The sequence below is a fragment of the Selenomonas sputigena ATCC 35185 genome (genome assembly GCF_000208405.1).
In the GTDB taxonomy this organism is placed as follows: Bacteria; Bacillota; Negativicutes; order Selenomonadales; family Selenomonadaceae; genus Selenomonas; species Selenomonas sputigena.
The window spans coordinates 934,912-957,898 of record NC_015437.1 but is presented as its reverse complement, the minus strand read 5'-3'; the positions used below and the strand labels follow the sequence as shown (position 1 = coordinate 957,898).

At 60.1% G+C, this 22,987-nt stretch carries 25 protein-coding genes; all 25 read right to left on the bottom strand.

Going from position 1 to position 22,987, the window contains the following annotated elements; all coding sequences use genetic code 11:
• Positions 1-38 precede the first annotated feature (38 nt).
• The 25 genes from SELSP_RS04300 to SELSP_RS04180 all read right to left on the bottom strand — a co-directional run bounded on the left by SELSP_RS04300 (position 39) and on the right by SELSP_RS04180 (position 22,940).
• On the bottom strand, positions 39-824 hold the full coding sequence (locus SELSP_RS04300) for a YlmH family RNA-binding protein (RefSeq protein ID WP_006192950.1): 786 nt from the start codon (positions 822-824) through the stop codon (positions 39-41).
• 7 nt (positions 825-831) lie between these two features.
• Positions 832-1,629 (bottom strand): pyrroline-5-carboxylate reductase, encoded by a 798-nt coding sequence (gene proC / locus SELSP_RS04295; protein WP_006192949.1) that lies wholly within the window; start codon positions 1,627-1,629, stop codon positions 832-834.
• Positions 1,630-1,639: 10 nt separating this feature from the next.
• A complete protein-coding gene (locus SELSP_RS04290; protein WP_006192948.1) occupies positions 1,640-2,119 on the bottom strand; it encodes a cell division protein SepF in 480 nt (159 codons plus the stop codon).
• Positions 2,120-2,131: 12 nt separating this feature from the next.
• Positions 2,132-2,824 (bottom strand): YggS family pyridoxal phosphate-dependent enzyme, encoded by a 693-nt coding sequence (locus SELSP_RS04285; protein WP_013740709.1) that lies wholly within the window; start codon positions 2,822-2,824, stop codon positions 2,132-2,134.
• A 19-nt stretch (positions 2,825-2,843) separates the two neighbouring features.
• Entirely contained in the window at positions 2,844-3,653 is an 810-nt protein-coding gene (gene pgeF, locus SELSP_RS04280) for a peptidoglycan editing factor PgeF (protein ID WP_006192946.1), read from the bottom strand.
• Entirely contained in the window at positions 3,634-5,394 is a 1,761-nt protein-coding gene (locus SELSP_RS04275; RefSeq protein ID WP_006192945.1) for a TIGR03960 family B12-binding radical SAM protein, read from the bottom strand. The genes pgeF and SELSP_RS04275 overlap by 20 nt, the downstream gene beginning before the upstream one ends.
• Positions 5,391-5,855, bottom strand: a complete 465-nt coding sequence (gene nrdR, locus SELSP_RS04270) for a transcriptional regulator NrdR (protein WP_006192944.1) — start codon at positions 5,853-5,855, stop codon at positions 5,391-5,393. Before nrdR ends, SELSP_RS04275 begins: the two co-directional genes overlap by 4 nt.
• Positions 5,856-7,706: a YgiQ family radical SAM protein gene (locus SELSP_RS04265; RefSeq protein ID WP_006192943.1), complete on the bottom strand. Its 1,851-nt coding sequence runs from the start codon at positions 7,704-7,706 to the stop codon at positions 5,856-5,858.
• A gap of 3 nt (positions 7,707-7,709) precedes the next feature.
• Positions 7,710-8,495, bottom strand: a complete 786-nt coding sequence (locus SELSP_RS04260) for a helix-turn-helix domain-containing protein (RefSeq protein ID WP_006192942.1) — start codon at positions 8,493-8,495, stop codon at positions 7,710-7,712.
• A gap of 168 nt (positions 8,496-8,663) precedes the next feature.
• Positions 8,664-10,733 (bottom strand): polyribonucleotide nucleotidyltransferase, encoded by a 2,070-nt coding sequence (locus SELSP_RS04255; protein ID WP_006192941.1) that lies wholly within the window; start codon positions 10,731-10,733, stop codon positions 8,664-8,666.
• A gap of 109 nt (positions 10,734-10,842) precedes the next feature.
• Positions 10,843-11,109 (bottom strand): 30S ribosomal protein S15, encoded by a 267-nt coding sequence (gene rpsO / locus SELSP_RS04250; RefSeq protein WP_006192940.1) that lies wholly within the window; start codon positions 11,107-11,109, stop codon positions 10,843-10,845.
• A 162-nt stretch (positions 11,110-11,271) separates the two neighbouring features.
• Positions 11,272-12,123, bottom strand: coding sequence for a pyridoxamine kinase (locus SELSP_RS04245; protein ID WP_006192938.1), 852 nt, complete (start codon positions 12,121-12,123; stop codon positions 11,272-11,274).
• A 67-nt stretch (positions 12,124-12,190) separates the two neighbouring features.
• Entirely contained in the window at positions 12,191-12,799 is a 609-nt protein-coding gene (locus SELSP_RS04240; protein ID WP_006192937.1) for a 3'-5' exonuclease, read from the bottom strand.
• A gap of 65 nt (positions 12,800-12,864) precedes the next feature.
• Positions 12,865-14,271 carry an NADPH-dependent glutamate synthase gene (gltA, locus tag SELSP_RS04235; protein WP_006192936.1) on the bottom strand — a complete coding sequence of 469 codons (1,407 nt, stop codon included), beginning with the start codon at positions 14,269-14,271 and terminating at the stop codon, positions 12,865-12,867.
• Between the two features lies 1 nt (position 14,272).
• The gene (locus SELSP_RS04230) at positions 14,273-15,115 is read right to left on the bottom strand and encodes a sulfide/dihydroorotate dehydrogenase-like FAD/NAD-binding protein (protein WP_013740707.1); all 843 of its coding nucleotides are present in this window, start codon (positions 15,113-15,115) and stop codon (positions 14,273-14,275) included.
• 55 nt (positions 15,116-15,170) lie between these two features.
• A complete protein-coding gene (locus SELSP_RS04225) occupies positions 15,171-15,917 on the bottom strand; it encodes a methylenetetrahydrofolate reductase (protein WP_006192933.1) in 747 nt (248 codons plus the stop codon).
• A gap of 6 nt (positions 15,918-15,923) precedes the next feature.
• Entirely contained in the window at positions 15,924-16,325 is a 402-nt protein-coding gene (locus SELSP_RS04220; protein WP_006192932.1) for an HI0074 family nucleotidyltransferase substrate-binding subunit, read from the bottom strand.
• Positions 16,312-16,632 (bottom strand): nucleotidyltransferase domain-containing protein, encoded by a 321-nt coding sequence (locus SELSP_RS04215; protein WP_006192931.1) that lies wholly within the window; start codon positions 16,630-16,632, stop codon positions 16,312-16,314. Before SELSP_RS04215 ends, SELSP_RS04220 begins: the two co-directional genes overlap by 14 nt.
• A gap of 39 nt (positions 16,633-16,671) precedes the next feature.
• The gene (locus SELSP_RS04210) at positions 16,672-18,339 is read right to left on the bottom strand and encodes a formate--tetrahydrofolate ligase (RefSeq protein ID WP_006192930.1); all 1,668 of its coding nucleotides are present in this window, start codon (positions 18,337-18,339) and stop codon (positions 16,672-16,674) included.
• Positions 18,340-18,351: 12 nt separating this feature from the next.
• Positions 18,352-19,215: a bifunctional methylenetetrahydrofolate dehydrogenase/methenyltetrahydrofolate cyclohydrolase FolD gene (folD, locus tag SELSP_RS04205; RefSeq protein WP_006192929.1), complete on the bottom strand. Its 864-nt coding sequence runs from the start codon at positions 19,213-19,215 to the stop codon at positions 18,352-18,354.
• A gap of 14 nt (positions 19,216-19,229) precedes the next feature.
• A complete protein-coding gene (locus tag SELSP_RS04200) occupies positions 19,230-20,078 on the bottom strand; it encodes a 4-hydroxybenzoate octaprenyltransferase (protein WP_006192928.1) in 849 nt (282 codons plus the stop codon).
• The gene (locus SELSP_RS04195; RefSeq protein WP_006192927.1) at positions 20,071-21,531 is read right to left on the bottom strand and encodes a menaquinone biosynthesis decarboxylase; all 1,461 of its coding nucleotides are present in this window, start codon (positions 21,529-21,531) and stop codon (positions 20,071-20,073) included. The genes SELSP_RS04200 and SELSP_RS04195 overlap by 8 nt, the downstream gene beginning before the upstream one ends.
• A gap of 12 nt (positions 21,532-21,543) precedes the next feature.
• The gene (gene tatC / locus SELSP_RS04190) at positions 21,544-22,416 is read right to left on the bottom strand and encodes a twin-arginine translocase subunit TatC (protein ID WP_006192926.1); all 873 of its coding nucleotides are present in this window, start codon (positions 22,414-22,416) and stop codon (positions 21,544-21,546) included.
• Positions 22,413-22,616, bottom strand: a complete 204-nt coding sequence (locus SELSP_RS04185; RefSeq protein ID WP_006192925.1) for a Sec-independent protein translocase subunit TatA/TatB — start codon at positions 22,614-22,616, stop codon at positions 22,413-22,415. The genes tatC and SELSP_RS04185 overlap by 4 nt, the downstream gene beginning before the upstream one ends.
• A 3-nt stretch (positions 22,617-22,619) precedes the next feature.
• Positions 22,620-22,940, bottom strand: coding sequence for a Sec-independent protein translocase subunit TatA/TatB (locus tag SELSP_RS04180; protein ID WP_006192924.1), 321 nt, complete (start codon positions 22,938-22,940; stop codon positions 22,620-22,622).
• Positions 22,941-22,987 lie beyond the last annotated feature (47 nt).

Here is a 22,987-nt window from a genome sequence, read left to right as displayed (position 1 = left end):
GCCTCAGTCCTTTCTCTTAGAGAAACCTCGTTTCGTCATCACAGATAGCGGTGCAGGAGCACGCTGATGCGCCCCTTCTTCGTCTGACCGCGAATCTCCTTCACTTCGAGCCGTCCCCTGCCGCGCATGGAAAGCACATCGCCCTCCTTGACGGCTTGAGAGGCGCTCTTTACGGACTGCCAGTTGAGCTTGAGCTTTTCCGCCGCGATGTCCGCTGCAGCCCGGCTGCGCGACATGCCGAAGCCCGCCGCCGCAATCGAGTCGGCGCGCAGGGAGGCTACCGTCGCGCGAATCTCCTTGCAGCGTTCCTCGCGCGGCAGGAGGGCGGAAAGTTCGCCGAGCGAGCACGTCACATGCGCTGCGCCGAACTGCACGCAGTTCGTCAGCAGGAAATCCGCCATATTCTCTACCGTGACGATACGCGCCGCGCCCTGCTGAATCTGGATGTCGCCGATGATCTCGCGCTCGACGCCGAGCCCCATGATCGCGCCGAGAACGTCTCGATGCGAGATGTGCGCGAACGCATCCTTCCATACCGCCTCCACGACGGCGATTTCCCAAGAGGGCGTACCGCGAAAATCTTCATGCTGAAAGACGGCACGCTGGCGCTCCGCCCCCGCATAGCCGCCGTTGAAAGAAACGGCGAGACCTTCGAAGTTCGCCGCCACGACCTCGGCGATTTCCTGACCGAAGGGGTCGAGGAACGCCGTCAGGCGGAACTTTTGATTCTTCATCGCCTTTTCTGCGGCATCGACTAATTTCACTGCCGTTTCTTCGCCTTCCGAGCCGCGATAGAAACGCAGGATTTTTTCCCGATTCGACATAGTGCTCCTATTCCCCTAAAGACTTCGATTTTTCCGTCGCGCTCAAGACGGCGTCAAGGAATGCGCCGCGCACGGCACGCTGCTCAAGGACGCGCATTCCTGCGATGGTCGTCCCCGCAGGCGATGTGACCTGATCGCGCAGCTCGTCGGGATGCCTGCCCGTATCGAGCGCCATCTTGGCGGAGCCGAGCAATGTCTGCGCCGCCAAAAGCCGCGCGTCCTTGCGCGAAAGCCCCGCCGCCACGCCGCCGTCCGCGAGCGCGTCGATGACGAGGAAGGCGAAGGCCGGTCCGCTGCCCGAAAGCCCCGTGACGGCGTCCATCAAAGACTCCTTGACGCAGACGACCTTTCCCGCCGCCGCGAGAATCGTGCGAATCGCTTCCTCGTGAGCTGCGCCCGCACGCGAGCCGAGCGCGTAGGCAGACATGCCCTCGCCCACGGCGAGCGGCGTATTGGGCATGACGCGGATGACGGGCTGACCGGGAAGCAGCGCTTCGAGCTTAGGAAGCGGCAGTCCTGCCACGATGGACACGAGGACGGCATCCGAGCGCAAAGCCCCGCGAATCTCCAAGAGAGCTGCTTCCGCCGCATTCGGCTTGACGGCGAGAATGACGACGTCCATATCGCCGAGGAAGGATTGCGCGCTGCAGAAAGCCTGCACGCCGTACGTTTCCTTCAATTCCTCGACGCGCGCCGCCTTGTGCTCGGAGACGAAGACCGCCTCCGAAGGAAGCACCTCTTCGCGCAGGACGCCGGCGATGACGGCCTCCGCCATCATGCCGCCGCCGATCAATGCAAGTTTCATCGCCGCCGCCCTACTTCTTCAGCCACGGCATCTCCGTCGACACCGACTTCTTGTCCTCCGAATAGGAGATATTGACGTTGCTCGGCGCACAGAAGAAGACGTTGTTGCTGACCTTCTTGATCTCACCGTTCAGCGCGTAGATCGTGCCGCTGATGAAGTCCGTGATGCGCTTGGCGTCCTCCTCGATGGTGTTCTCAAAGTTGATGACGACGGGGCGCTTCTCGCGCAGACAGTTCGCCACCTGCTGCGCATCATCGAAGGACTTCGGCTCGATGACGACGACCTTCATCTTGTAGGCAGCGACATTGTTCATCGCAGCGTTCGCCGCTGCCGCTTGGAAGTTCACGACGTTCGACGCCGGCGCTTCCTCGCGCTCCATCTCGTCAAACTCTGCAAAATCGTCGTCTTCGTCGCGCAAATCCCTTTTATCGTTGATGTCTTCCGGATCGATCAGGCCGATTTTTCCGCACACCTTATCAATGAAGCCCATCTTGTTCCCTCCTCAATATTGACGTGGCCCGAAAATGGCCGTGCCGACACGAACGATATTGGCGCCTTCTTCCACAGCGATCCGATAATCATGTGTCATACCCATTGACAAATAATTTATATTCGCCGTTTTCCACGGAAACTCCTTCGTCCTTTGAAAAATTTCATACATGCGGCGAAAGAGCGGCCTCGTCTCCTCGACTTCGTCGTAGTTGGGCGCTATGCACATCAGACCGCAAAGGCGCAGATGCGGCAGTGCGTCGACAGCTTCGAGCAGGGGCTGCAAGTCTTCTTCGTAAATGCCGGACTTCGACGCTTCTTTGGCAAGGTTGACCTGCACGAGGACGTCCTGCCGCTTGCCGCTCTTGCCCGCTTCCTTGTCCAAGGCCTCGGCAAGCTCCAAGGTGTCAACGGAATGAATGAGGTCGAAGAGCTTCACGGCGTACTTCGCCTTGTTCTTCTGCAAGTGACCGATGAGATGCCATACAGCCGTGCGCTCAAGCGTCTCGAACTTCTCCCGCGCTTCCTGTATGCGGTTTTCGCCGATGTCCGTCACGCCATGCGCGATCGCCTCGCGCATCTCGGCGACGCCGTGATTCTTCGTCACCGCCACGAGGCGGACAGGCTCTTTCGCATCGGCAATCGTCCTCTTCGCCCTGCTCTCCTCGATGGAGCGCAAGACTTCATGCAGATTCTCTTCGATCAACTTGCTTACCTCCTGCAAACTACTTCAAAGCGATCCACGCGGCGAAGCGTCCCGTCGTCCCGTGCTCTTCGCGATAGGAAAAAAAGAGTCCGGCATTGCACTTCGTGCATACGTCAGCACTGTCGATATGCGCGGGAAGGAGTCCCGCCGCTTCGAGCTGCAGGCGGTTGGCCGCCCACAAGTCGATCGTCCGCTTCCCCTCGGGCGAGTGCGAAAGAAGCTCGGGCGCTTCAGGAAATGCCGCGCGAAAAGCCGCCGCGACCTCCTCGCCGACCTCGAAGCAGCACGCGCCGATGGAAGGGCCGATGCCCGCGAGGATGTCCTGCGGACGCGAGCCGAACGTCTCGGCCATGCGCTGCACGGTCTTTCGCCCGATCTCGGCGACCGTCCCCTTCCAGCCCGCATGAGCGGCGGCAACGACGCGGCGCACAGGGTCGAAGAAGAGGAGCGGCACGCAGTCGGCGAAGCACAGCAGCAAGGGCAGTCCCGCCTGCGCCGTCATCAGGGCGTCGCAGGCGGGCACGGACTCGTCATAGCAGCTCGCGCCCATGCCCGCATCGCTGGCGCGGACAAGGCGCACTTCGTCGCCGTGCACCTGGCGCGGCGTGACGATCCGCGCAGCGTCAAGTCCCAGAGCCTCTGCAAAGAAGCGGCGATTCTCCGAGACGTCCGCGGCGCAGTCGCCGACGTGGAGCGCCATGTTCAATGCGGCAAACGGCGGCTTCGAGACGCCGCCCAAGCGCGTGGAAATGCCGTGCGCCAGCCCCTCCTCGGGAAAGAGCGAGAACGAGCCGCGCCAAAGGCCGCCGCTATGTCTGAGCTGAAACATGTCTCTCCTCCATTGTATCACAAACGCCGCAGCGTGTGCATCCCGAAAAGCAAGGTTTCGTATATTGCAGCACCGCCGCCCTCTGCAGTTCGCGGTAGAGGTACTGCTTGGGAAATCCCATGTCGAGCGCATCCCACGGGAATACCGCATCTTCTGCGTGCCGCACCTGCAGAAAGTCCGCAAAGGAAAGCCCCTCTTCCTTCAGCGCACGCTTGAACGATTTCGCGCCGCCCGCGAGGAAGGCGCGGTGCAGGGCGCGAGCGACGCGGCGGTCGCCGCGCGCGAGCACGCCCTGCACATAGGCGCTCTTGGGCGATTCGGCGATGATGCGAATGCTCCTGTAGGACGCCAGCCCCTTGCGAATCGTCTTCATCGCATCCTTGACCCATTTTTCGTCCGCCATCGGCAGCCACTGAAAGGGCGTGAACGGCTTGGGGATGAACGGATTGATGCTCAAGGTGATCTGCGCATGCTCCTTCTTCGCCCGGATGTGCTCATGCAGGCGCACGGTCATATCGACGATGGCCTTGATGTCCTCTTCCTCCTCGTAGGGCAGGCCGATCATCAAGTAGAGACGGAACTGGCGGATGCCCGCCTGCAGCGCGAGATCGACCGTATGGCGGAGATGCTCCTCCTCGATGCCCTTGTTGATGATCTTCCTCATGCGCACGCTTCCCGCCTCGGGGGCGAGCGTGATCGTGCGCAGACCGCTCCTCGAAAGGGACGCGACAAGCTCCTCGGTCACGGAATCGGCGCGGAAGGAGGCGACGGACATGCCGAGATTTTCTGCCAGAATGTCGCGGCACAAAGCGTCGATCTCGGGATAGTCCGAGATGGCGGCTCCCATGAGTCCGATACGCTTTTCGTACTTCTTCGCCTCTTGGACTTCCTTTTCCAAGACCTTCAGCGAGCGATTGCGCGGCTGTCGAAAGCAGTAGCCCGCCATGCAGAAGCGGCAGTGCCTGCCGCAGCCGCGCGCCGTCTCGATGAGGTAAAGGTTGAATTCCGTATCGTCGGTGACGACTACTGTGTGCGCGGGAAATTCGTCGAGATCGCGCACCCATTGGCGCGTGACGCGCGAAGGAGCGCCCGCCGCAGGGCGAATGGCACACAGGCGGGCCGACTCATCGTAGTCGTGCGCGTAGAGCGATGGCACGTAGACGCCCTCGACCTTCGATAGGGCGCACAGAAGCTCGGCACGCGAAAGACCCTGCCGCACGGCGTCGTCGTATGCGTCCATCAGAGCCGGCATGACGACCTCGCCCTCGCCGATGACGAAGGCGTCGACGAAGAGACTCAACGGCTCGGGGTTGAACGTGGCGCAAGGCCCGCCCGCGAGGACGATGGCGTCCTGCTCGCCGCGCTCCGCCGCCAGAAGTTTGACCTTGCCAAGCTGCAGGATGCGCAGCAGGTTGAAGTAGTCCATCTCGAAGGAGACGGCAAAGCCGATCAACGAGAAGCGATGGAGCGGCTGCTGGTTCTCCAGGCTCAGAAGCGGCGTGCCCGTACGCTCATGCTCGCGCTGTTCCTCGTCGCTCGGCAGGAAGAAGCGCTCGCACGCCGTGTCGGGACGTCGGTTCAAGAGGTCGTAGATGATGTGCAGCCCGAGGTTCGACATGCCGACGAAGTAGGAATTGGGGTATACGAGCGCGAAGGCGCGCCGCGTGCCCGTCGGAAACGAAAAATAGCCGCGCTCGCGTTCCAACTGCTCGCGCAGGCGCCGCTTGATCTTCCAGCTCAAGACGGGTTCTTCTCCCTGAGCAGCGCTTCCAACTCCTCGCGGAAGCCGCTGATGTCGGCAAACTTGCGGTAGACCGAGGCGAAGCGGATGTAGGCGACCTCGTCGAAGTTCTTGAGCTTCTCCATCACGAGTTCGCCGATGTCGCGCGTGTAGACCTCGCGGTTCATCGTATTGCGAAGCTCCTTTTCGATCTCGTCCGCCAGAGCAATGATGCGCTCCGTCGGAATGTCGCGCTTGTCGCACGAGCGTATGAGGCCGTTCAGCAGCTTGTTGCGGTCGAAGACGACGCGCCTGCCGTCATTTTTAATAACCATCAGCGGAATCTTCTCCACTGTCTCGTATGTCGTGAAGCGCTTGCCGCACGACGTACACTCCCTGCGGCGGCGAATGGTATTGCCGTCGTCAGCAGCACGCGAGTCGACGACGCGGCTGTCCTCCTCTTTGCAAAATGGGCAACGCATCTATATCCCCTTCTCTTTCCTTCGTTTTTTTCTCGTTTTTTCCACCGTCTCGCGCCGTTTCGGACGCAGCAGACACTTCTTCCCGTAGCCGATGAGGTCGCTCCTGCCCGCCAGATGCAGCGCCTTGCGCACGATGGCGTCATTCTCGGGCAGCCAATACTGCAGAAGCGCGCGCTGCATCCTCTTCTCCTCCGCCTTCTTCGCCGTATAGACCTTCTCGCCCGTCAGAGGATTGATTCCCGTATGGTACATGCAGGTCGAAAGCGTGCCGGGCGTCGGGATGAAGTCCTGCACCTGCTCGGGATGGTAGCCGCGCTCATGGATGAACTCCGCAAGCTCGACGGCGTCTTCGATGTGTGCGCCCGGGTGGCTTGACATGAAGTACGGCACGAGGTACTGCTTCTTGCCGATCTTTCGGTTCATTTCTTCGAACGCCTTGACAAAGCGCAGGTATACGGATTTTCCGGGCTTTCCCATGAGTCGCGTGACGCGCCTCGACACATGCTCGGGCGCGATGCGTAGCTGTCCGCTGATATGATGACGGCACAGCACTTCCAGAAAATCATCGTGCGCCTGCTGCAGGTAGTCGAAGCGAATGCCTGAGCGGATGAAGACCTTCTTCACGCCGGGCAGCGTGCGAAGGCTCTCTAGGATAGCCAAGTATTCTCTGTGATCGGCCCGCAGGTTCTCGCACAAGGGCGAAAGGCATGCCTTGCCGCGGCACGTCCCGCGCACGAGCTGGGCGCTGCACGACGGCTCATAGAAGTTCGCCGTCGGCCCGCCGACATCGTGAATATAGCCCTTGAAATCGGGCAGGGCGATGAGCCGCTTCGCCTCGCGCAGCAGGGACTCCTTGCTCCTATGCTGGATGATGCGCCCCTGATGCGACACGATGGCGCAGAAATGACAGCCGCCGAAGCAGCCCCTCTGGCTGACGAGGCTGAACTTGACCTCGGCGATGGCGGGCACGCCGCCCGCCTTGTCGTATACGGGATGCCATGTATAGCGATACGGCAATTCGTAGATCTCGTCCATCTCTTCCGTCGTCAAGGGCAGCGCCGGAGGATTCTGCACGACGCAGATCTCTTCGTTCTGCTGGATGAGCCTGCGCCCGCGCAAGGCATCCTGCTCCAGATATTCGACACGGAAGGCGTCGGCAAACTGTGCCTTGTCCTTCGCGACCTTCTCATAGGGCGGTAGTTCCACATAGTCCCATACATAGTCGCGGTTCGGCACGCGGTAGCAGGTGCCGCGCACATCCTGCACGTTCTCGATCGCGACGCCCGCATGAAGCTCGGCCGCTATCTCGACGATCTGCTTCTCTCCCATGCCGTAGATCAGAAGATCGGCGCCGCTCTCTAGGAGGATGGACGGGCGCACCTCATCGCTCCAATAGTCGTAATGCGCCATGCGGCGCAGGCTCGCCTCGATGCCGCCGATGATGACGGGAATCGCACCCCAAGCCTCACGCAGCCGCTTCACATAGACGCTGACAGCGCGCTCAGGCCTGCAATTCATGCGTCCGCCGGGTGAATAGGCGTCCTGCCGGCGCAGTTTCTTCGCCGCCGTGAAGCGTGCGAGAACAGAATCGAGATTGCCGCTCGATACAAGAAAGGCAAGCCGAGGCTTGCCTAAACGTCGAAAATCTTTTGCACTGTGCCAATCGGGCTGAGCGATGACGCCGACGCGATAGCCGTGCGCTTCGAGCACCCGGCAGATGATCGCAGTGCCGAAGCCCGGATGGTCGACATAGGCGTCGCCCGAAACGAAGATGAAATCAAGCTCGTCCCAGCCTCTTGCCTCCATGTCCGCCCGGCTCATCGGCAAAAAATCCTTCACGCTTCCAACCATCGATCACTTCGCCGCATTCTCTTTGGTAAAGGTCTTCTCCACCACTTCGCCCTTCTGCCCGATCGCGCCCATGTCCTTGCCGTTCAGGGAATAGTTGAGCGCTCCGGCATTGCCCGCCGTGATGTGCACCTTGTCCTTGCCCTTGAGCGTCAAGACCTTGCCCTTTTCAGCCGTCCCCTCGAACTCCGTCTTGCCGTCAACGACGACTTCCGTCCAGCAGCGATCGGTGAAACTGAGCTTCACCTCTACACTATCGGCTGCCGGCTTCGGCGCGGCCTCCGTCTGCTTCTGCCCCTGCTGCGTCTGCATCTTTGCACGCGGCGCGGGAGCGCTCGGCTCTTCGTCCCCGCCGAAGGCGATGAGCGCCGCGAAAGCGACGACGAAGACGGCCGCCGCCACCATCAGGGCGTTGCGAACGCCATGGGAACTCTTCTCCATCGGATAACTTTCAAGCGAGGTGATCTTCGGCCCTCGGTATTCTTCCCTGTTCCTTTCTGCCGACTGCTCCTGCCTTGCTTCTTCCGCAGAAGAAGATCCCGCCGCGTCCTGCAGCTCTTCCTGCGGGTGCATCTCTTCATTGAAAGCGTTTACGATCTCGTTGGCATTAAGCTTCAAATAGTTTGCATAATTGCGGACAAATCCCTTCGCATAGACCTCGCCGGGCAATGTCTTGTATTCGCCTTTCTCGATTGCATCTATATATAAAGCGCGTATGCTCGTAGCCTTTTCAATATCCTTGATCGATAAATTCTGCCTCTCGCGTTCCCTGCGCAGAAGATCGCCTATCATCGAAATTCATCCTTTCCGAAAGCTTCCCAATAAAACTTCCCATTCCATTATACCGTCATAGAAGAGAAAAGACAATAAGCGCGAAAAGCACGCGGTGCAAGAATAGGAATTGAGTCTCAATAAAAGACTCGCGCCGCAGCAAGCAGCGCGAGTCTTCGATTCCTATACTCAGAGAAGAACCTTGTGCGAGAGGTTCACACGTCCCTGCTTGTCGATCTCGACGACCTTGACTTCAAGCTCATCGCCTTCATGCACTACGTCCTCGACCTGAGCGACGCGATGGCGTGCGAGCTGGGAGATGTGGCAAAGCCCCTCCTTGCCCGGCAGGATTTCAACGAAAGCGCCGAAGTTCATGATGCGCGTGACCCTGCCCTTGTAGACAGCGCCAACTTCCACATCGCGCACGATGTCCTCGATGATCTGCTGCGCCTTCTTTGCGCCCTCGCCGTCCGCCGCCGCGATGAAGATCGTGCCGTCCTCCTGGATGTCGATCTGCGCACCCGTCTCATCAATGATCTTCTTGATCGTCTTGCCGCCCGAGCCGATGACCTCGCGGATCTTGTCGACATGGATCTTCATGACCGTGACGCGCGGCGCATAGGGCGAGAGATCGGCCGCCGGCTTGTCGATGACGGCGAGCATCTTCTCTAAGATGAAGGCGCGGCCGCGCTTCGCCTGCGAGAGCGCCGAAAGGAGAATGTCGCGCGTGATGCCGGCAATCTTGATGTCCATCTGGATCGCCGTCACGCCCTTCTCCGTGCCCGCGACCTTGAAGTCCATATCACCGAGCGCGTCCTCCATGCCCTGGATGTCCGTCAGGATCGTATAGTGGTCGCCGTCCTTGACGAGTCCCATGGCGACGCCCGACACGGGACGCTTGATCGGAACGCCCGCGTTCATCAGAGAGAGCGTGCTGCCGCAGACGCTGCCCATGGAGCTTGAGCCGTTCGACTCCAAGACCTCCGACACGAGGCGGATCGTATAGGGGAACTCATCGAGCGAGGGAATCATGGGCAGGAGCGCACGCTCCGCCAGAGCGCCGTGACCGATCTCGCGCCTGCCGGGACCGCGTGCGGGACGCGCCTCGCCGACGCTGTAGCCGGGGAAGTTGTACTGATGAATGTAGTGCTTCGACTGCTCGGGACCAAGACCGTCGATGATCTGCTCGTCGCCGACAGAGCCGAGCGTCGTGATCGTGAGTACCTGCGTCTGCCCGCGCGTGAAAAGCCCCGAGCCGTGCGTGCGCGGCAAAAGGCCGACCTCGCAGCTCACGGGGCGCACCTCATCGAGCGCACGCCCGTCGGGACGGATCTTCTCGTGCGTGATCATGCGGCGCACGCTCTCCTTGACGATCTTGTGCGTGACGGCGGCGATCTCCTTGGCGTTCTCGGGATAGTCCGCAAGGAAATGCTCCAGAACCTCCGCGCCGATGGCGGCGATATGCTCGTCGCGGTCGAGCTTGTCGGGATTGCGCACAGCTTCGTCGAGACGCGAAGAAGCGTAGTCGCGAATCGCCCGATCGAGTTCTTCCGGCGCGAGGAAGAGCTTGACTTCGCGCTTCTCCTTGCCGCAGGCAGCGGCGATCTCCTGCTGGAACTCGACGATGCGCTGAATCTCCTTGTGCCCGAAGAGGATTGCTTCGAGGATGACTTCCTCGGGAAGCTCGTTCGCTCCCGCCTCGACCATCATGACGGCGTCGTGCGAGCCGGCAACCGTCAGATTCAAGTCGGAAACTGCACGCTGCGCCTCCGTCGGATTGATGACGAGTTCGCCGTCGACGCGGCCGACCTTGACGCCTGCGATCGGTCCGGCAAACGGGATGTCCGAGACGCAAAGAGCGCACGAAGCGCCGATCATGCCTGCGATCTCGGGAGCATTGTCCTGGTCGACGCAGAGCACCGTCGCGATGATCTGCACATCGTTGCGGAAACCCTCGGGAAACAGCGGGCGGATCGGACGGTCGATGAGACGGCTGCAAAGAATCGCCGATTCGCTCGGGCGGCCTTCGCGCTTGATGAAGCCGCCCGGAATCTTGCCGGCAGCGTACATCTTTTCTTCGAAGTCAACCGTCAGCGGAAAGAAGTCGATGCCCTCGCGCGGCTCTGCCGACGCAGTCGCCGCGACGAGAACTGCCGTATCGCCGTAACGGACAAGAACGGAGCCGTTCGCCTGCTTCGCCATCTTTCCCTGCTCGATGATCAGCGGACGGCCTCCAACCTGCATTTCAAAACTCTGCATTTGAGTTCCTCCTAAATTTTCACTCTTTGATTCATGACCTTATTCGACAAAAAAACGCATTATCCTTGCCACATGCAAAAAAAGGCGGGGAAAAATCCCCGCCTCTCTCTTACTTCCTCAAGTTCAGTTTTGCGATAATCGCGCGATAGCGCTCGATGTCACTGTTGTAGAGGTAGCTCAGAAGCCTCCTGCGATGACCGACCATCTTCAAAAGGCCGCGTCTCGAATGGTGATCCTTCTTGTGCTCTTTCAGATGCTCCGTGAGGTAGACGATACGCGCCGTCAAGAGCGCGATCTGCACCTCGGGCGAACCCGTGTCGCCTTCGTGTACGGCATTTTCCTCGATGATCTTCTGCTTTGCTTCCTGTGTCAGCATGAATAAGCCCTCCTAAGCGTCTTTCTTTTCTCCTGCAGCCACGGCGTCGTCGGAGAAATCGGTGTCGTAGCTACGGAATTCCTTAAAACTTCTCTGGCATTATAGCACAGTTCCTTCGCCCTTGCAAGCCTTCGACATGCGCGTTCCGGCATATATCCGGCCTCAAAGACCGAGTTTCCTGCTGTAGTCTCCGAGGTAACGCTCGAAGTTGACGCCGTAGCGGATGTCCGTACCCGCCTCCTTCGTCCAGGCTATGCACTCCACCGTATAGTCGACGGCGATGCGTGCGGCCTCCGCGATCGGCTTGCCGCCGACCGCCGCGCCGACGAAGGCGCTGCCGAACACATCGCCCGTGCCGTGGTAACTGCCCGGAATGTTCTTGCCGAGGACATAGCAAACATTGTCCGCCGCCGCATCATAAACCGCCGCGCCAAGTTCCTTGTCGTCAAAATAGACGCCCGTCAGCACGATATGCTTGACGGGAATCGCCTTCGCCAGGCGGCGCAGCAAACCTTCCACATACTCGCGCGTGTAGGGACCCTCCGCATAGTCCTCGCCGAGCATGAACGCCGCCTCCGTCATGTTGGGCAGAATGATGTCCGCCTTGGAGCAAAGCCCCTTCATCGCCGGCGGGAATGTCTCGTCGAAAATGGAATAAAGCTTGCCGCCGTCCGCCATCACAGGGTCGACGACGAGCAGCGTATCCTTTTCCGCCAAGGCGGAGAAAGCATCGCCGACAAGCTTGATCTGCTCGAAAGAGCCGAGAAAGCCCGTGTAGATGCCGTCGATTTTCAGGCGAAGCGACTGCCAATGCGCGACCATCGGCGAGATGTCCTCGGTCAGGTCACGATAGGTGAAGCCCGTGAAGCCGCCCGTATGCGTCGACAAGACCGCCGTCGGCAGCACCGAGCACTCGACGCCCGCCGCCGATATGATCGGCAAAGCCACCGTCAGCGAGCACTTCCCCACGCCCGAAATATCATGAATCGCCAAGACTCTCTTCTGTCTTTCCATTTTTATAGCCTCTTTTCGATTGGTAAGCTTCCGCTACATAGCTGCAGCAGACAGGCGGATGTTTGTCTCACACGCCGAAATGCCCGATCCTTACGCCGATTTTCTGCGCAAGCTCTTCTATATCGTCGGTGCCCGTTTCCATGCCTGCGAAAAGCAGGATGGCGGCGCACGTTCTGGCATCGTCCAGGGCGCGGTGGTGGCGAAAATTGATATTGAGATGCGCGCCTACGGTGTTGAGCTTGTGATCGTCAAGAGCAGGCCAGACCTTGCGTGCGATGCGCACGGTGCAGCATGTGCGAAAATACGGCGCCTGCAGGCGATTGGCAAGGAGCGACGCCTTGAGCACGCCCATGTCGAAGGACGCATTGTGCGCGACGACGATCTTGCCGGCAAGGCGCTCCTTCAGCTCTTCCCAGACCTCGGCGAAGGTCGGCGCATCTGTCACATCTTTGGGGCTTATGCCGTGGATGCCGATGTTGAAGCTGTCGAAGCGAAGTCCGGGCGGCTGAATGAGCGTCGTCCACCCTTCCTTTAGCTGTCCGTCCCGCACCTCTACGGTAGCCACGCTGCAGGCGGAGTTCATGCTGCCCGTCGCCGTTTCAAAATCAATCGCGATATAGTTCATCATGGCGATCACCTCGCAAAACACTTTCTGCGGCACTGCCGCGCCATGCACACGCCAAGGGACGCTGCCTCTCCCGCGTCCCCCGGACACGCCTGAGCTTCGGTCTTCTTCGAAGCTCAGGCGTTCTTTTTCTTCTGCAGATACTCGTCGATGGCGGCGGCCGCCTTCTTGCCCGCGCCCATCGCCAGGATGACGGTCGCCGCGCCCGTCACGATGTCGCCGCCCGCGAATACGCCTTCCTTCGTCGTAGCTCCCGTCTCCTCGTCGGCGACGATGTTGCCGCGCTTCGTCGTATCCATGCCGGGCGTCGTCGTCGCGACGATGGGATTCGGCCCCGTGCCGATGGACATGATGACCGTATCGACGGGAAGCTCGAACTCCGAGCCTTCGATGGGCACGGGACGACGGCGTCCCGAATCGTCCGGCTCGCCAAGTTCCATCTTGATGCAGCGGATCGCCTTGACCCAACCGTCTTCGTTGCCCAAGATTTCGACGGGATTGTTCAGCAAGCGGAAGTCGATGCCCTCTTCCTTCGCATGGTGCACTTCCTCGCGCCTTGCAGGCAGTTCTTCCTCGCTGCGGCGGTAGACGATGTAGACTTTCTCCGCGCCGAGCCGCAGCGCCGTGCGCGCCGCGTCCATGGCGACGTTGCCGCCGCCGACGACGGCAACGCCCCTGCCGACGTGAATCGGCGTCGCAAAATCGGGGAAACGGTATGCCTTCATGAGGTTGCAGCGCGTCAGGAACTCGTTGGCGGAATAGACGCCGTTGAAGTTTTCGCCGGGGATGTTCATGAAATGCGGCAAGCCCGCGCCCGTGCCGACGAAGACGGCGTCGAATCCCGCTTCTTCCATGAGTTCGTCGATCGTATAGAGCCTGCCGACGACGGAATTCAGCTCGATCGTCACGCCGAGCTTTCTGAGGTTTTCGACTTCCTTCTGCACGACGCCGTCCTTCGGCAGACGGAACTCGGGGATGCCGTAGGAGAGCACGCCGCCTGCGACATGCAGCGCCTCAAAGATCGTCACGCGGTAGCCCTTTTTCGCGAGATCGCCGGCGCACGAGAGTCCCGCAGGACCTGCGCCGATGATTGCGACCTTCTGCGCGTCCGGGGCGAACTCGACGGGCTTGACCTCTTCTTCCTGCGCGAGCTGCCAATCCGCCGCGAAGCGCTCAAGTCTGCCGATGCCGACAGGCTCGCCGCGCTTGCCGAGGATGCAGAGCTTCTCGCACTGGTTCTCCTGCGGACAGACGCGGCCGCAGACGGCGGGCAGCGCATTGTCGCCCTTGATGATGTCGATCGCCGCCGCAAAATCGTGCGCCTTGATCTTCTGGATAAACTCGGGGATGCGCACGGACACAGGACAGCCCTTGCGGCACTGCGGCACCTTGCAGTTGAGACAGCGTTCAGCCTCGGCGATCGCCGTTTCCTCATCGTAGCCCAACGCCACTTCTTCAAAGTTGTGGGCGCGAACCTTCGGGTCTTGCTCAGGCATCTTATGTTTTTCCAGCACCAACGCCATGTCAATTCCTCCCCAAGCCGATGTTGCAGATGTGATCCTTCTCCTTCGCTTCCTGCGTGCGGTACATCCTGCCGCGCGCCATCAATCCGTGAAAATCGACGAGATGACCGTCGAACTCAGGGCCGTCGACGCAGGCGAACTTCGTCTCCTCGCCCACCTGCACGCGACAGCCGCCGCACATGCCCGTACCGTCAACCATGATGGGATTGAGGCTCACAACGGTCTTGATGCCGTAGGGGCGCGTGGCTTCGGCGACGCTCTTCATCATGACGCCCGGGCCTATCGCCGTGACCTGGTCGATCTTCTCGCCGCGCTTTATAAGTTCTTCGATGGCGTTCGTGACGAACCCCTTGATGCCGTAGGAGCCGTCGTCCGTCGTGATCAGAACCTCGTCGGAAATCGCCCTCATGCGCTCTTCAAAGATGAGGATGTCCTTCGTCTTCGCACCGAGAATCGAGATGACCTTGTTGCCAAGTTCATGCGCCGCGCGTGCGATCGGATAGACGGGCGCGACGCCGATGCCGCCGCCGACGAAAACGACGGTTCCCATGTGATCGGAAAGCTCCGACGGCTGCCCCAGAGGGCCGACGAAGTCAAGAATAGAATCACCCTCCTTGAGAGAGGCGAGAAGCCCAGTCGATGCGCCGACGACCTGGAAGAGGATCGTGACGATTCCCTTTTCGCGGTCGAAGTCGGCGATCGTCAGCGGTACACGCTCGCCTTCCTCATTGACGCGCAGGACGATGAACTGCCCCGGCAGAGCCTTCTTCGCCACGCGGGGCGCCTCGATATCGTACTCAAGGATGCCCGGTGACAACTCTTGCTTCTTTAAGATTCTGTACATTCCAATGCCCCTCCTCTGCATGAAAAACCAAAGAATCAGATTTCTGACACGCCCTTTATCCTTCGGCAAATATGCCGCCCAAATACTCGTCAATCCCCGTGCGAATCGGCATGAGATAGACGTGTTCGCCCTTTGCCCGCGCTTCTGCCAAAACATCGCGCGCGAACGCGATGCTCCATGCAAGCGTCGGTTCGAAGTCCTTCGGGAACACGACCTGATTCTTCGTCTCCCAATAGCTCTCAGAGCGCTGCGAGGTCACGGGCGAGAGCCCCCAGTAAACCTCGATGCCTTCGAGCATGTCCGCATACATCGCGAGGAAGCGGCGATCGAAAAACGGCTGTGTGAAGAAGCCGACAGCGCCCGCCTGCAGTTTGCGGCGGATGCGGTAATCTTCCTGCCTCATGCTGCCGCGATACTGGTCTATGCCCGCAAAGACTCGAATCTCGGGCATTTCCTCGCGGAACTTCCGTATGACGTCGATGCTCTCCGTCGGATAGACGGTGTGCGCCATGTTCTGCGGCGCATCTCCCTCGATGACGAGGACTTCTCGAATCGCATGTTCGCGCAGGTAGTCCGCCATGGGCAGCGGCTTCGTGATGTCGATGTCCATAGCGCGGATGTGCGGCACAGCGGGGAAAGTCTCGCCCGCAATCGCCGCGCCCTCCCAACTGCGCACAGGAAGCCGCAGGAGGTCGGGGACGTTGATGAGATCGATCTTTCCCTCATATTTTTTCGTTTGCGCGAGTTCTTCACGCAGCGCCGCTTCATCGCGCGGCACAAGTTCAAGCGACACTTTGCTCATAATCAATCACCTGCTCAACTCTAAAGGATACGCTTCTCGCACAGCCTCATCCATCGTCTCGAATGCCGGAATGAAGCGGGTCAAAATCTCCGTCACCAAAGCCCTTGCACGCGCGCTGTCATAGATATGCGTCAAATCGTTGCGCGTGCGCAGCATGTCGAGCCACACGTCTTCCTCAAGAAAATCAAAGCAGCGGTATGCCGCCTTGATAATCTCCCTTGGCGACCCCGAAGCGGCAGTCGCCTTTCCCTCGTAACGCAGAAGCTCTTTCAGCACCTTCCAGCCAAGTTCAAACTGAATGAAAAACTTGTCGATGATGCCGCTGATGATGAACTCATTCTCCAAGTCCTGCAGCGGAGCCTGCGCCAATACATGCAGATGACGGGAAAATTCTTTATACTTTTTCATACAAGATCACCCCATCGCGCAAAATCTCTGCAACAAGTTCCGCCGACGGCGATTCATTCATGTTGACGATGTCAAACGTCAGCAGCGTGTCCACTTTCTCCTCCACATCAAACGCAAAATCGCGAAAATCGGCACAGTCATAGACGGCGATATCCACATCACTTTTCTCCGCTTGCAACCTGCGCGCCCGTGAGCCAAAAAGCACCAGTTTCCCTACATCGTAGCGCTTTGCCAGCTCCCGAAGCTGGGTGAAGATTTTTTCCTCGCGCACCGTCCAACGAAGTTGCGGCTCAGCCATCGTTTTCATTCGCATTACCTTCCCTTGTGCTCCAAGCGCCTTGCTTCCTCAGAACAATCCCGTGATTCTGCCGTCTTCCGTGATGTCCATATCCATCGCCGCCGGATGCTTGGGAAGCCCCGGCATCGTGAGGATGCTGCCCGTCAGGGCGACGACGAAACCCGCGCCCGCCGCGAGGCGAAGCTCGCGCACCGTGATGCGAAAGCCCTCGGGCCTGCCGAGAAGCGCGGCGTCGTCGGAAAGCGAATACTGCGTCTTCGCCATGCACACGGGCATCTTGTCGAAGCCCAGCGCTTCCAATTCCTCAAGCTCTCTTTGCGCTTCCTTCGTGAAGTCGACGCCTGCCGCGCCGTAAATCTCACGCGCAATCTTGCCGATTTTTTCAGGGATAGTCTCCTTCTCATCGTAGATATAGCGAAAGTCCGCCTTCTTTTGAAGCGCCGCCTCGACCTTCTCGGCAAGCGCCTCGCCGCCCTCGCCGCCCTTCGCCCAGACCTCGGACAGAGCGACCTCGGCGCCGAGCGCCTCGCACTCGCGGCGCACGAAGTCCAGCTCTTCGGACGTATCGGTCGGAAAGGCGTTGACGGCGACGACGGCGGGCAAACCGAACTTCTGCACGTTCTCGATGTGCTTGGCGAGATTCGCCATGCCCTTTTTGAGCGCCGTCATGTCCACCTTCTCCAATTCCTTCTTGGAGAGTCCTCCGTGCATCTTGAGCGCACGCACCGTCGCGACGATGACGACGGCGTCGGGCGAAATCCCCGCAAAGCGGCACTTGATGTCGAGGAACTTCTCCGCACCGAGGTCGGCGCCGAACCCCGCCTCCGTCACGACGACATCGGCGAACTTCAACGCGAACTTCGTCGCCATGATGCTGTTGCAGCCGTGCGCGATGTTGGCAAAAGGACCACCGTGGATGAAGACGGGCGTGCCTTCGAGCGTCTGCACGAGGTTCGGCTTGATCGCGTCCTTGAAGAGCAGCGTCAGTGCGCCCGTCGCGCCGAGCTCGTCGGCACGCACAGCTCTGCCCGAGCGCGTGTAACCGATGACGATGCGTCCGAGACGCTCCTTCATGTCCATGAGGTCACGCGAGAGACAGAGAATCGCCATCATCTCCGACGCCACCGTGATGTCGAAACCCGTCTCACGCGGCACGCCGTGCGCCTTGCCGCCCATGCCGATGACGACGTGGCGCAGTGCGCGGTCGTTGAGGTCGAGGACGCGCTTCCATGTGATGCGGCGCACGTCGAGGTCAAGCGCGTTGCCCTGCTGGATATGGTTGTCGATGATGGCGGCGAGGAGGTTGTGCGCCGTCGTGATGGCGTGAAAGTCTCCCGTGAAATGCAGGTTGATGTCCTCCATCGGCACGACCTGTGCATAGCCGCCGCCCGCCGCGCCGCCCTTCATGCCGAAGCACGGCCCCATCGACGGCTCACGAAGCGCCGCCGCCGCCTTGCGGCCTCGGCGAGAAAGCGCGTCGGCCAGCCCGACGCTCGTCGTCGTCTTGCCCTCGCCCGCCGGCGTCGGATTGATCGCCGTGCAGAGGATGAGCTTGCCGTTCGGCCTGTCCTTGACGCGCTGCCAGGCGTCAAGCGTGACCTTCGCCTTGTATTTGCCGTAAAGCTCCAGATCATCAGGCACAAGGCCGATCTTCGAAGCGATCTCCTCGATCGGCTTCATCTTCGCCGCCTGTGCGATTTCCACATCAGATTTCATGGCTGCTCCTCCTCACTTTTCCACTCGCATCTTCGCCGCCTGCACCGTATTCGCCATGAGCGTGGCGATGGTCAGGAGTCCGACGCCGCCGGGCACGGGCGTGATCGCGCCCGCGACTTCCTTCACGGCGTCAAAATCGACATCACCGACAAGTTTCTTCTCGGCGATGCGGTTGATGCCGACGTCGATGACCGTCGCGCCGGACTTCACCATATCCGCCGTCACGAAGCGCGGTTTGCCGACGGCAGCGACGAGGATGTCCGCCTCGCGTGCGACAGCGGCGAGATCTTCCGTGCGCGAGTGACAGATCGTGACCGTCGCATTCTCTGCGAGCAAGAGATGGCTGATCGGCTTGCCCACGATATTGCTCCTGCCGATGACGCAGGCGCGTTTTCCCGCGACGGGAATCCCCGCGAGCTTGAGCATCTTCATGCAGCCTGCAGGCGTGCACGGCACGAGCGCGGTTTCCCCCGCCACGAGGCGGCCGATATTGATCGGATGGAAACCATCGACGTCCTTTTTCGGGTCGATGCGCTCGATGATCTCCGCCGCGCTCTTCGCGAGGTGTGCGGGCAGAGGAAGCTGCACGAGGATTCCATCGATGCGGCGACTCGCATTGAGCCGGTCGATCTCGGCGAGAAGATCCTCCTTCGTCGTCGTTTCGGGCAAGGCGATCAGAGCGGAGAAAAAGCCGAGCGCCTCGCACGCACGCTCCTTGTTGCGCACATAAACCTCGGATGCCGGATCTTCGCCGACGATGACGACGGCAAGCCCCGGCATCCTGCCGAGTACGGTGCGCAAAGCCAGCGCCTCCTCCCGCGCCTCGTCCTTGATCTTTTGGGCAAAGACCTTGCCTTCGAGCAATCGGGCTGTCATATTTCACTCCCCCATCAAACGTACAAGCTCGCCACGGTAAAGATGAGCATGGCGATGGAAACGATGCCGTTGCGCATGAAGTAGCGCTGCGTGACGCGGCTGTAGTCGTCAGCACTCACGATGCGGTGCTGGTAGACGAGCGTTCCTGCCGCGACGCCGACACCGATGAAATACGGCCACTGCAGTTCCATGAGGATGCCGAGGCCATAGAAGCACGCGATGCTCGCGGCGTGCACGAAGCGGCAGATGACGAGCGCACCGTGCGCCGTGAACTGCGTCGCCAGCGAGTGAAGCCCCTCCGAGCGGTCGAACGCCTCATCCTGCGAGCCGTAGACGGCATCGAAGGCACCGATCCAAAGCGCCACGGCGACGCAGAGGACAACGGCGGGCAGAGGAAGCTCTCCCGTCACCGCGACCCAGCTGCCCGCCGGCGCCATAGCGATGGCGATTCCCAGCACCAAGTGACACAGGAATGTGAAGCGCTTCGTATACGGATAGATCAAGAACGGCACGACGGCGACGGGCAGAAGCCAAAGACAGATCGGTCTGAGCTGCGCCACCGCCAAGATACAGACGATGAAATAAAAAACGATCGAGAGCTTCGCCTCGCGCGGCTTCAAGTCACCGCGCACCATGGCGCGTGAGGCGAGCCGCGGCTGTTTCTTGTCGTACTTCAAGTCGGCGAGATTGTCCAAGGCGAGCGCCGCGCTCCTCGCGCCTGCGATGGCGACCGTGATCCAGACGAGATCCATCACGGGCGGCATCCCCCCCGCCGCCAGAAACGCGCTCATGTAGGCAAACGGCAGGGCAAAGACGATATGATGGAGCGCGATGTTGTTGATGTGCGCACCGAGTTTAGCCAAGTTCGAGTTCCCTCCACTTCGCATCGACACGCGCCTTGACCTCGTCCGTCATGACGATCTCATCGGGCCATTCGCGCGTATGCCCCTCTTCCGGCCACGATTTCGTCGCATCGATGCCGAGTTTCGTGCCCCACTTCGCCATCGGCGAGGAGTGATCGAGCACGTCGAGAGGCCCTTCGACCATCTCCAGATCGTACTTCGCGTCGATATTGTTGAAGACGCGCCACCAGACTTCCTTCATGTCCTGCACGTTCACATGCGCGTCGACAACGATGATCATCTTGCAGAACATCATCTGCCCCATGCCCCAGATCGCGTGCATGACGCGACGCGCCTGCATCGGGTACGTCTTCTTGATGGAGACGACGCAGCAGTCATGGAACACGCCTTCAAGCGGCATATTGATGTCGACGATCTCGGGCACCATCTGCTGCAGGAGCGGCAGGAAGATGCGCTCCGTCGCCTTCGCGAGGAAGCAGTCCTCCATCGGCGGCTTGCCGACGATCGTCGCCGGATAAATCGGGTTCTTGCGGTGCGTGATGCAGGTGATGTGAAAGACCGGGTAATCGTCCGCCAGAGAATAATAGCCCGTGTGATCGCCGAACGGCCCTTCGCGGCGGCGTTCGCTTTCCAGCACATAGCCCTCCAAGACGATCTCGCTCGTCGCAGGCACCTCAATGTCGACCGTCTTGCACTTGACAAGCTCGACCGACTTGTGACGCAGAAAACCCGCGAAAACCATCTCGTCGATGTCGCGCGGCAGAGGCGCCGTCGCGGCATACGTGAGGACGGGATCCGTGCCGATGGCAACGGCGACCTCGATGCGGTCCTTGCCCTGCTCCTGTGCCGCACGGAAGTTCTCCGCGCCGTTTTTATGAATATGCCAGTGCATGCCCGTCGTATTCTTGTCGTACTTTTGCAGACGATACATGCCGACATTGCGCTTGCCCGTCTCGGGATTTTTCGTAAAGACGAGCGGCAGCGTGATGAAGGGGCCGCCGTCCTCGGGCCAGCACTTCAAGATCGGCAGGATGTCGAGCGACGGATTATCCATCTCCACGACTTCCTGGCACGGCGCTTTCTTGACGTACTTGGGGAAGTTCACCGCCTTGCGCATCTTCGGGATGAGCGTGACGAGATCCATCTTGTTCGCGAGCGAGATCTTCGGCAGACGCATGAAATCGCGCAGATCATCGGCGATCTCATCGAGGCTCTCGACGCCCAAGGCGATGCTCATGCGCTCCATGCTGCCGAAAGCGTTCATGAGCACGGGCATGTCGTAGCCCTTGACGTTCTCGAAGAGCAGCGCGACGTTCTTCTCGCCCTCCATCTTGGAAACGCGGTCAGTGATCTCGGTGATTTCGAGTTCGGCGTCAACCTCCGTCTTGATGCGGCGCAAAAGCCCGCGCGATTCCAGTTCCTCAATAAATTCGCGTAAATCCTTGAAAGCCACGAATATTCCTCCTTATTTGCGCAAAATAAAACGAACGATGACGTAGCTGATCTCATAGAGGAGGATCATGGGCACGGCGATCATCGTCTGAGAAAAAACATCGGGTGTCGGGGAAATGACAGCGCCGATGACGAAAGACAGAAACACCACGATGCGCTGCTGCTTCCAGAGAAAGGCAGAGCCGACGAACCCGAGCTTCGCGAGAACCACGATGATGAGCGGCAGTTCAAAGATGCAGCCAAACGGCAGGATGAACGCCAACACGAAGTCAAGGTACTTTCCTAAGGAAAAAAGCGGCTCCAGATTGTCCGTGCCGAAGCCTATGAAGAAGCGGATGGCGGCGGGCAATACAAGGGTGAAGGAAAAGGCGATGCCGACGACGAAGAGCACGACGGAAAGCGGCACGATGAGGAGCAGCGCCTTTCTCTCGCGCACGGTCAAGGCCGGCAGGATGAAGCGCCAAATCTCGTAGAAGATGACGGGCAGAGCGAGCAAAAAGCCGCCAAAGACCGCAATCTTCAGATAGGTGAAGAACGCCTCTGCCGGCTGCATGTAGTAGAGTTTTCCCGCAGGCGCCGTCAAGCAGCGCATGATCTCGTCGATGTAGAAGTAGGCGACGCCGCTTCCGACGGCGACGGCGGCAATCGAATAGATCAGCCGCTTCCGCAGTTCTTCGAGATGCGCGATGATGGACATGCTGCCGTCCCTGCGCTCCTCCGGCGCCTGCTGCCCCGCTTGTTCTCGCGGCTCAGACAGCTGCTGCATCGACGGCTCGTGCATCTGCTGGATCGGCGGCTCAGGCGGCTGCTGCATCTGCGGCTCGTGCCCTGCCCCTGCCTTTCCATCGTTCAAGCCTTGCGGCTGCTCATGCTTTTCGTACGTCATTTTTCGCTCTTCTCATCTTTTTTGGCAAGCGTCGACGACTCGGGCGTGACGTCGACGGTGCTCTTTTCGACCTCGTCCTTGCCTTCCTTGAACTCCTTCACGCTCCTGCCGAGCGCCTTGCCGATCTCAGGCAGTTTGCGCGGGCCGAAAATGATGAGTGCGACGAGGAGGATGGCTCCAAGCTCATAAAGGCTCAGCATTTTCTATCTCCCCTCGCTTTCCTGCTTCTTCGCTGCATCGCCTTCTGCGGCAGTCGTCTGCGCCCCATTCATCGGCTCGGGTGCAAGCGGCTGCTGCCCCGCCGGCGGTTCGGCAATCGTCTGCATCGGCGGCTGCTGCACACTCGGCGGCGCGGCACTTTCGATCGGCTTATTCACGTCGGACATCAGATTGTTCGTCGCCTTTTTGAACTCGCTGAGACCCTTGCCAACGGCGCGTCCGATCTCGGGCAATTTGCCCGGGCCGAATACCACGAGCGCGATGACGAGAATGAGGATGAGCTCAGGAAAGCCCAAGTTGAACATAGCTTTTCCCCCTTAAAGAACTGCACAAGGCAGACCTTGCATACTTC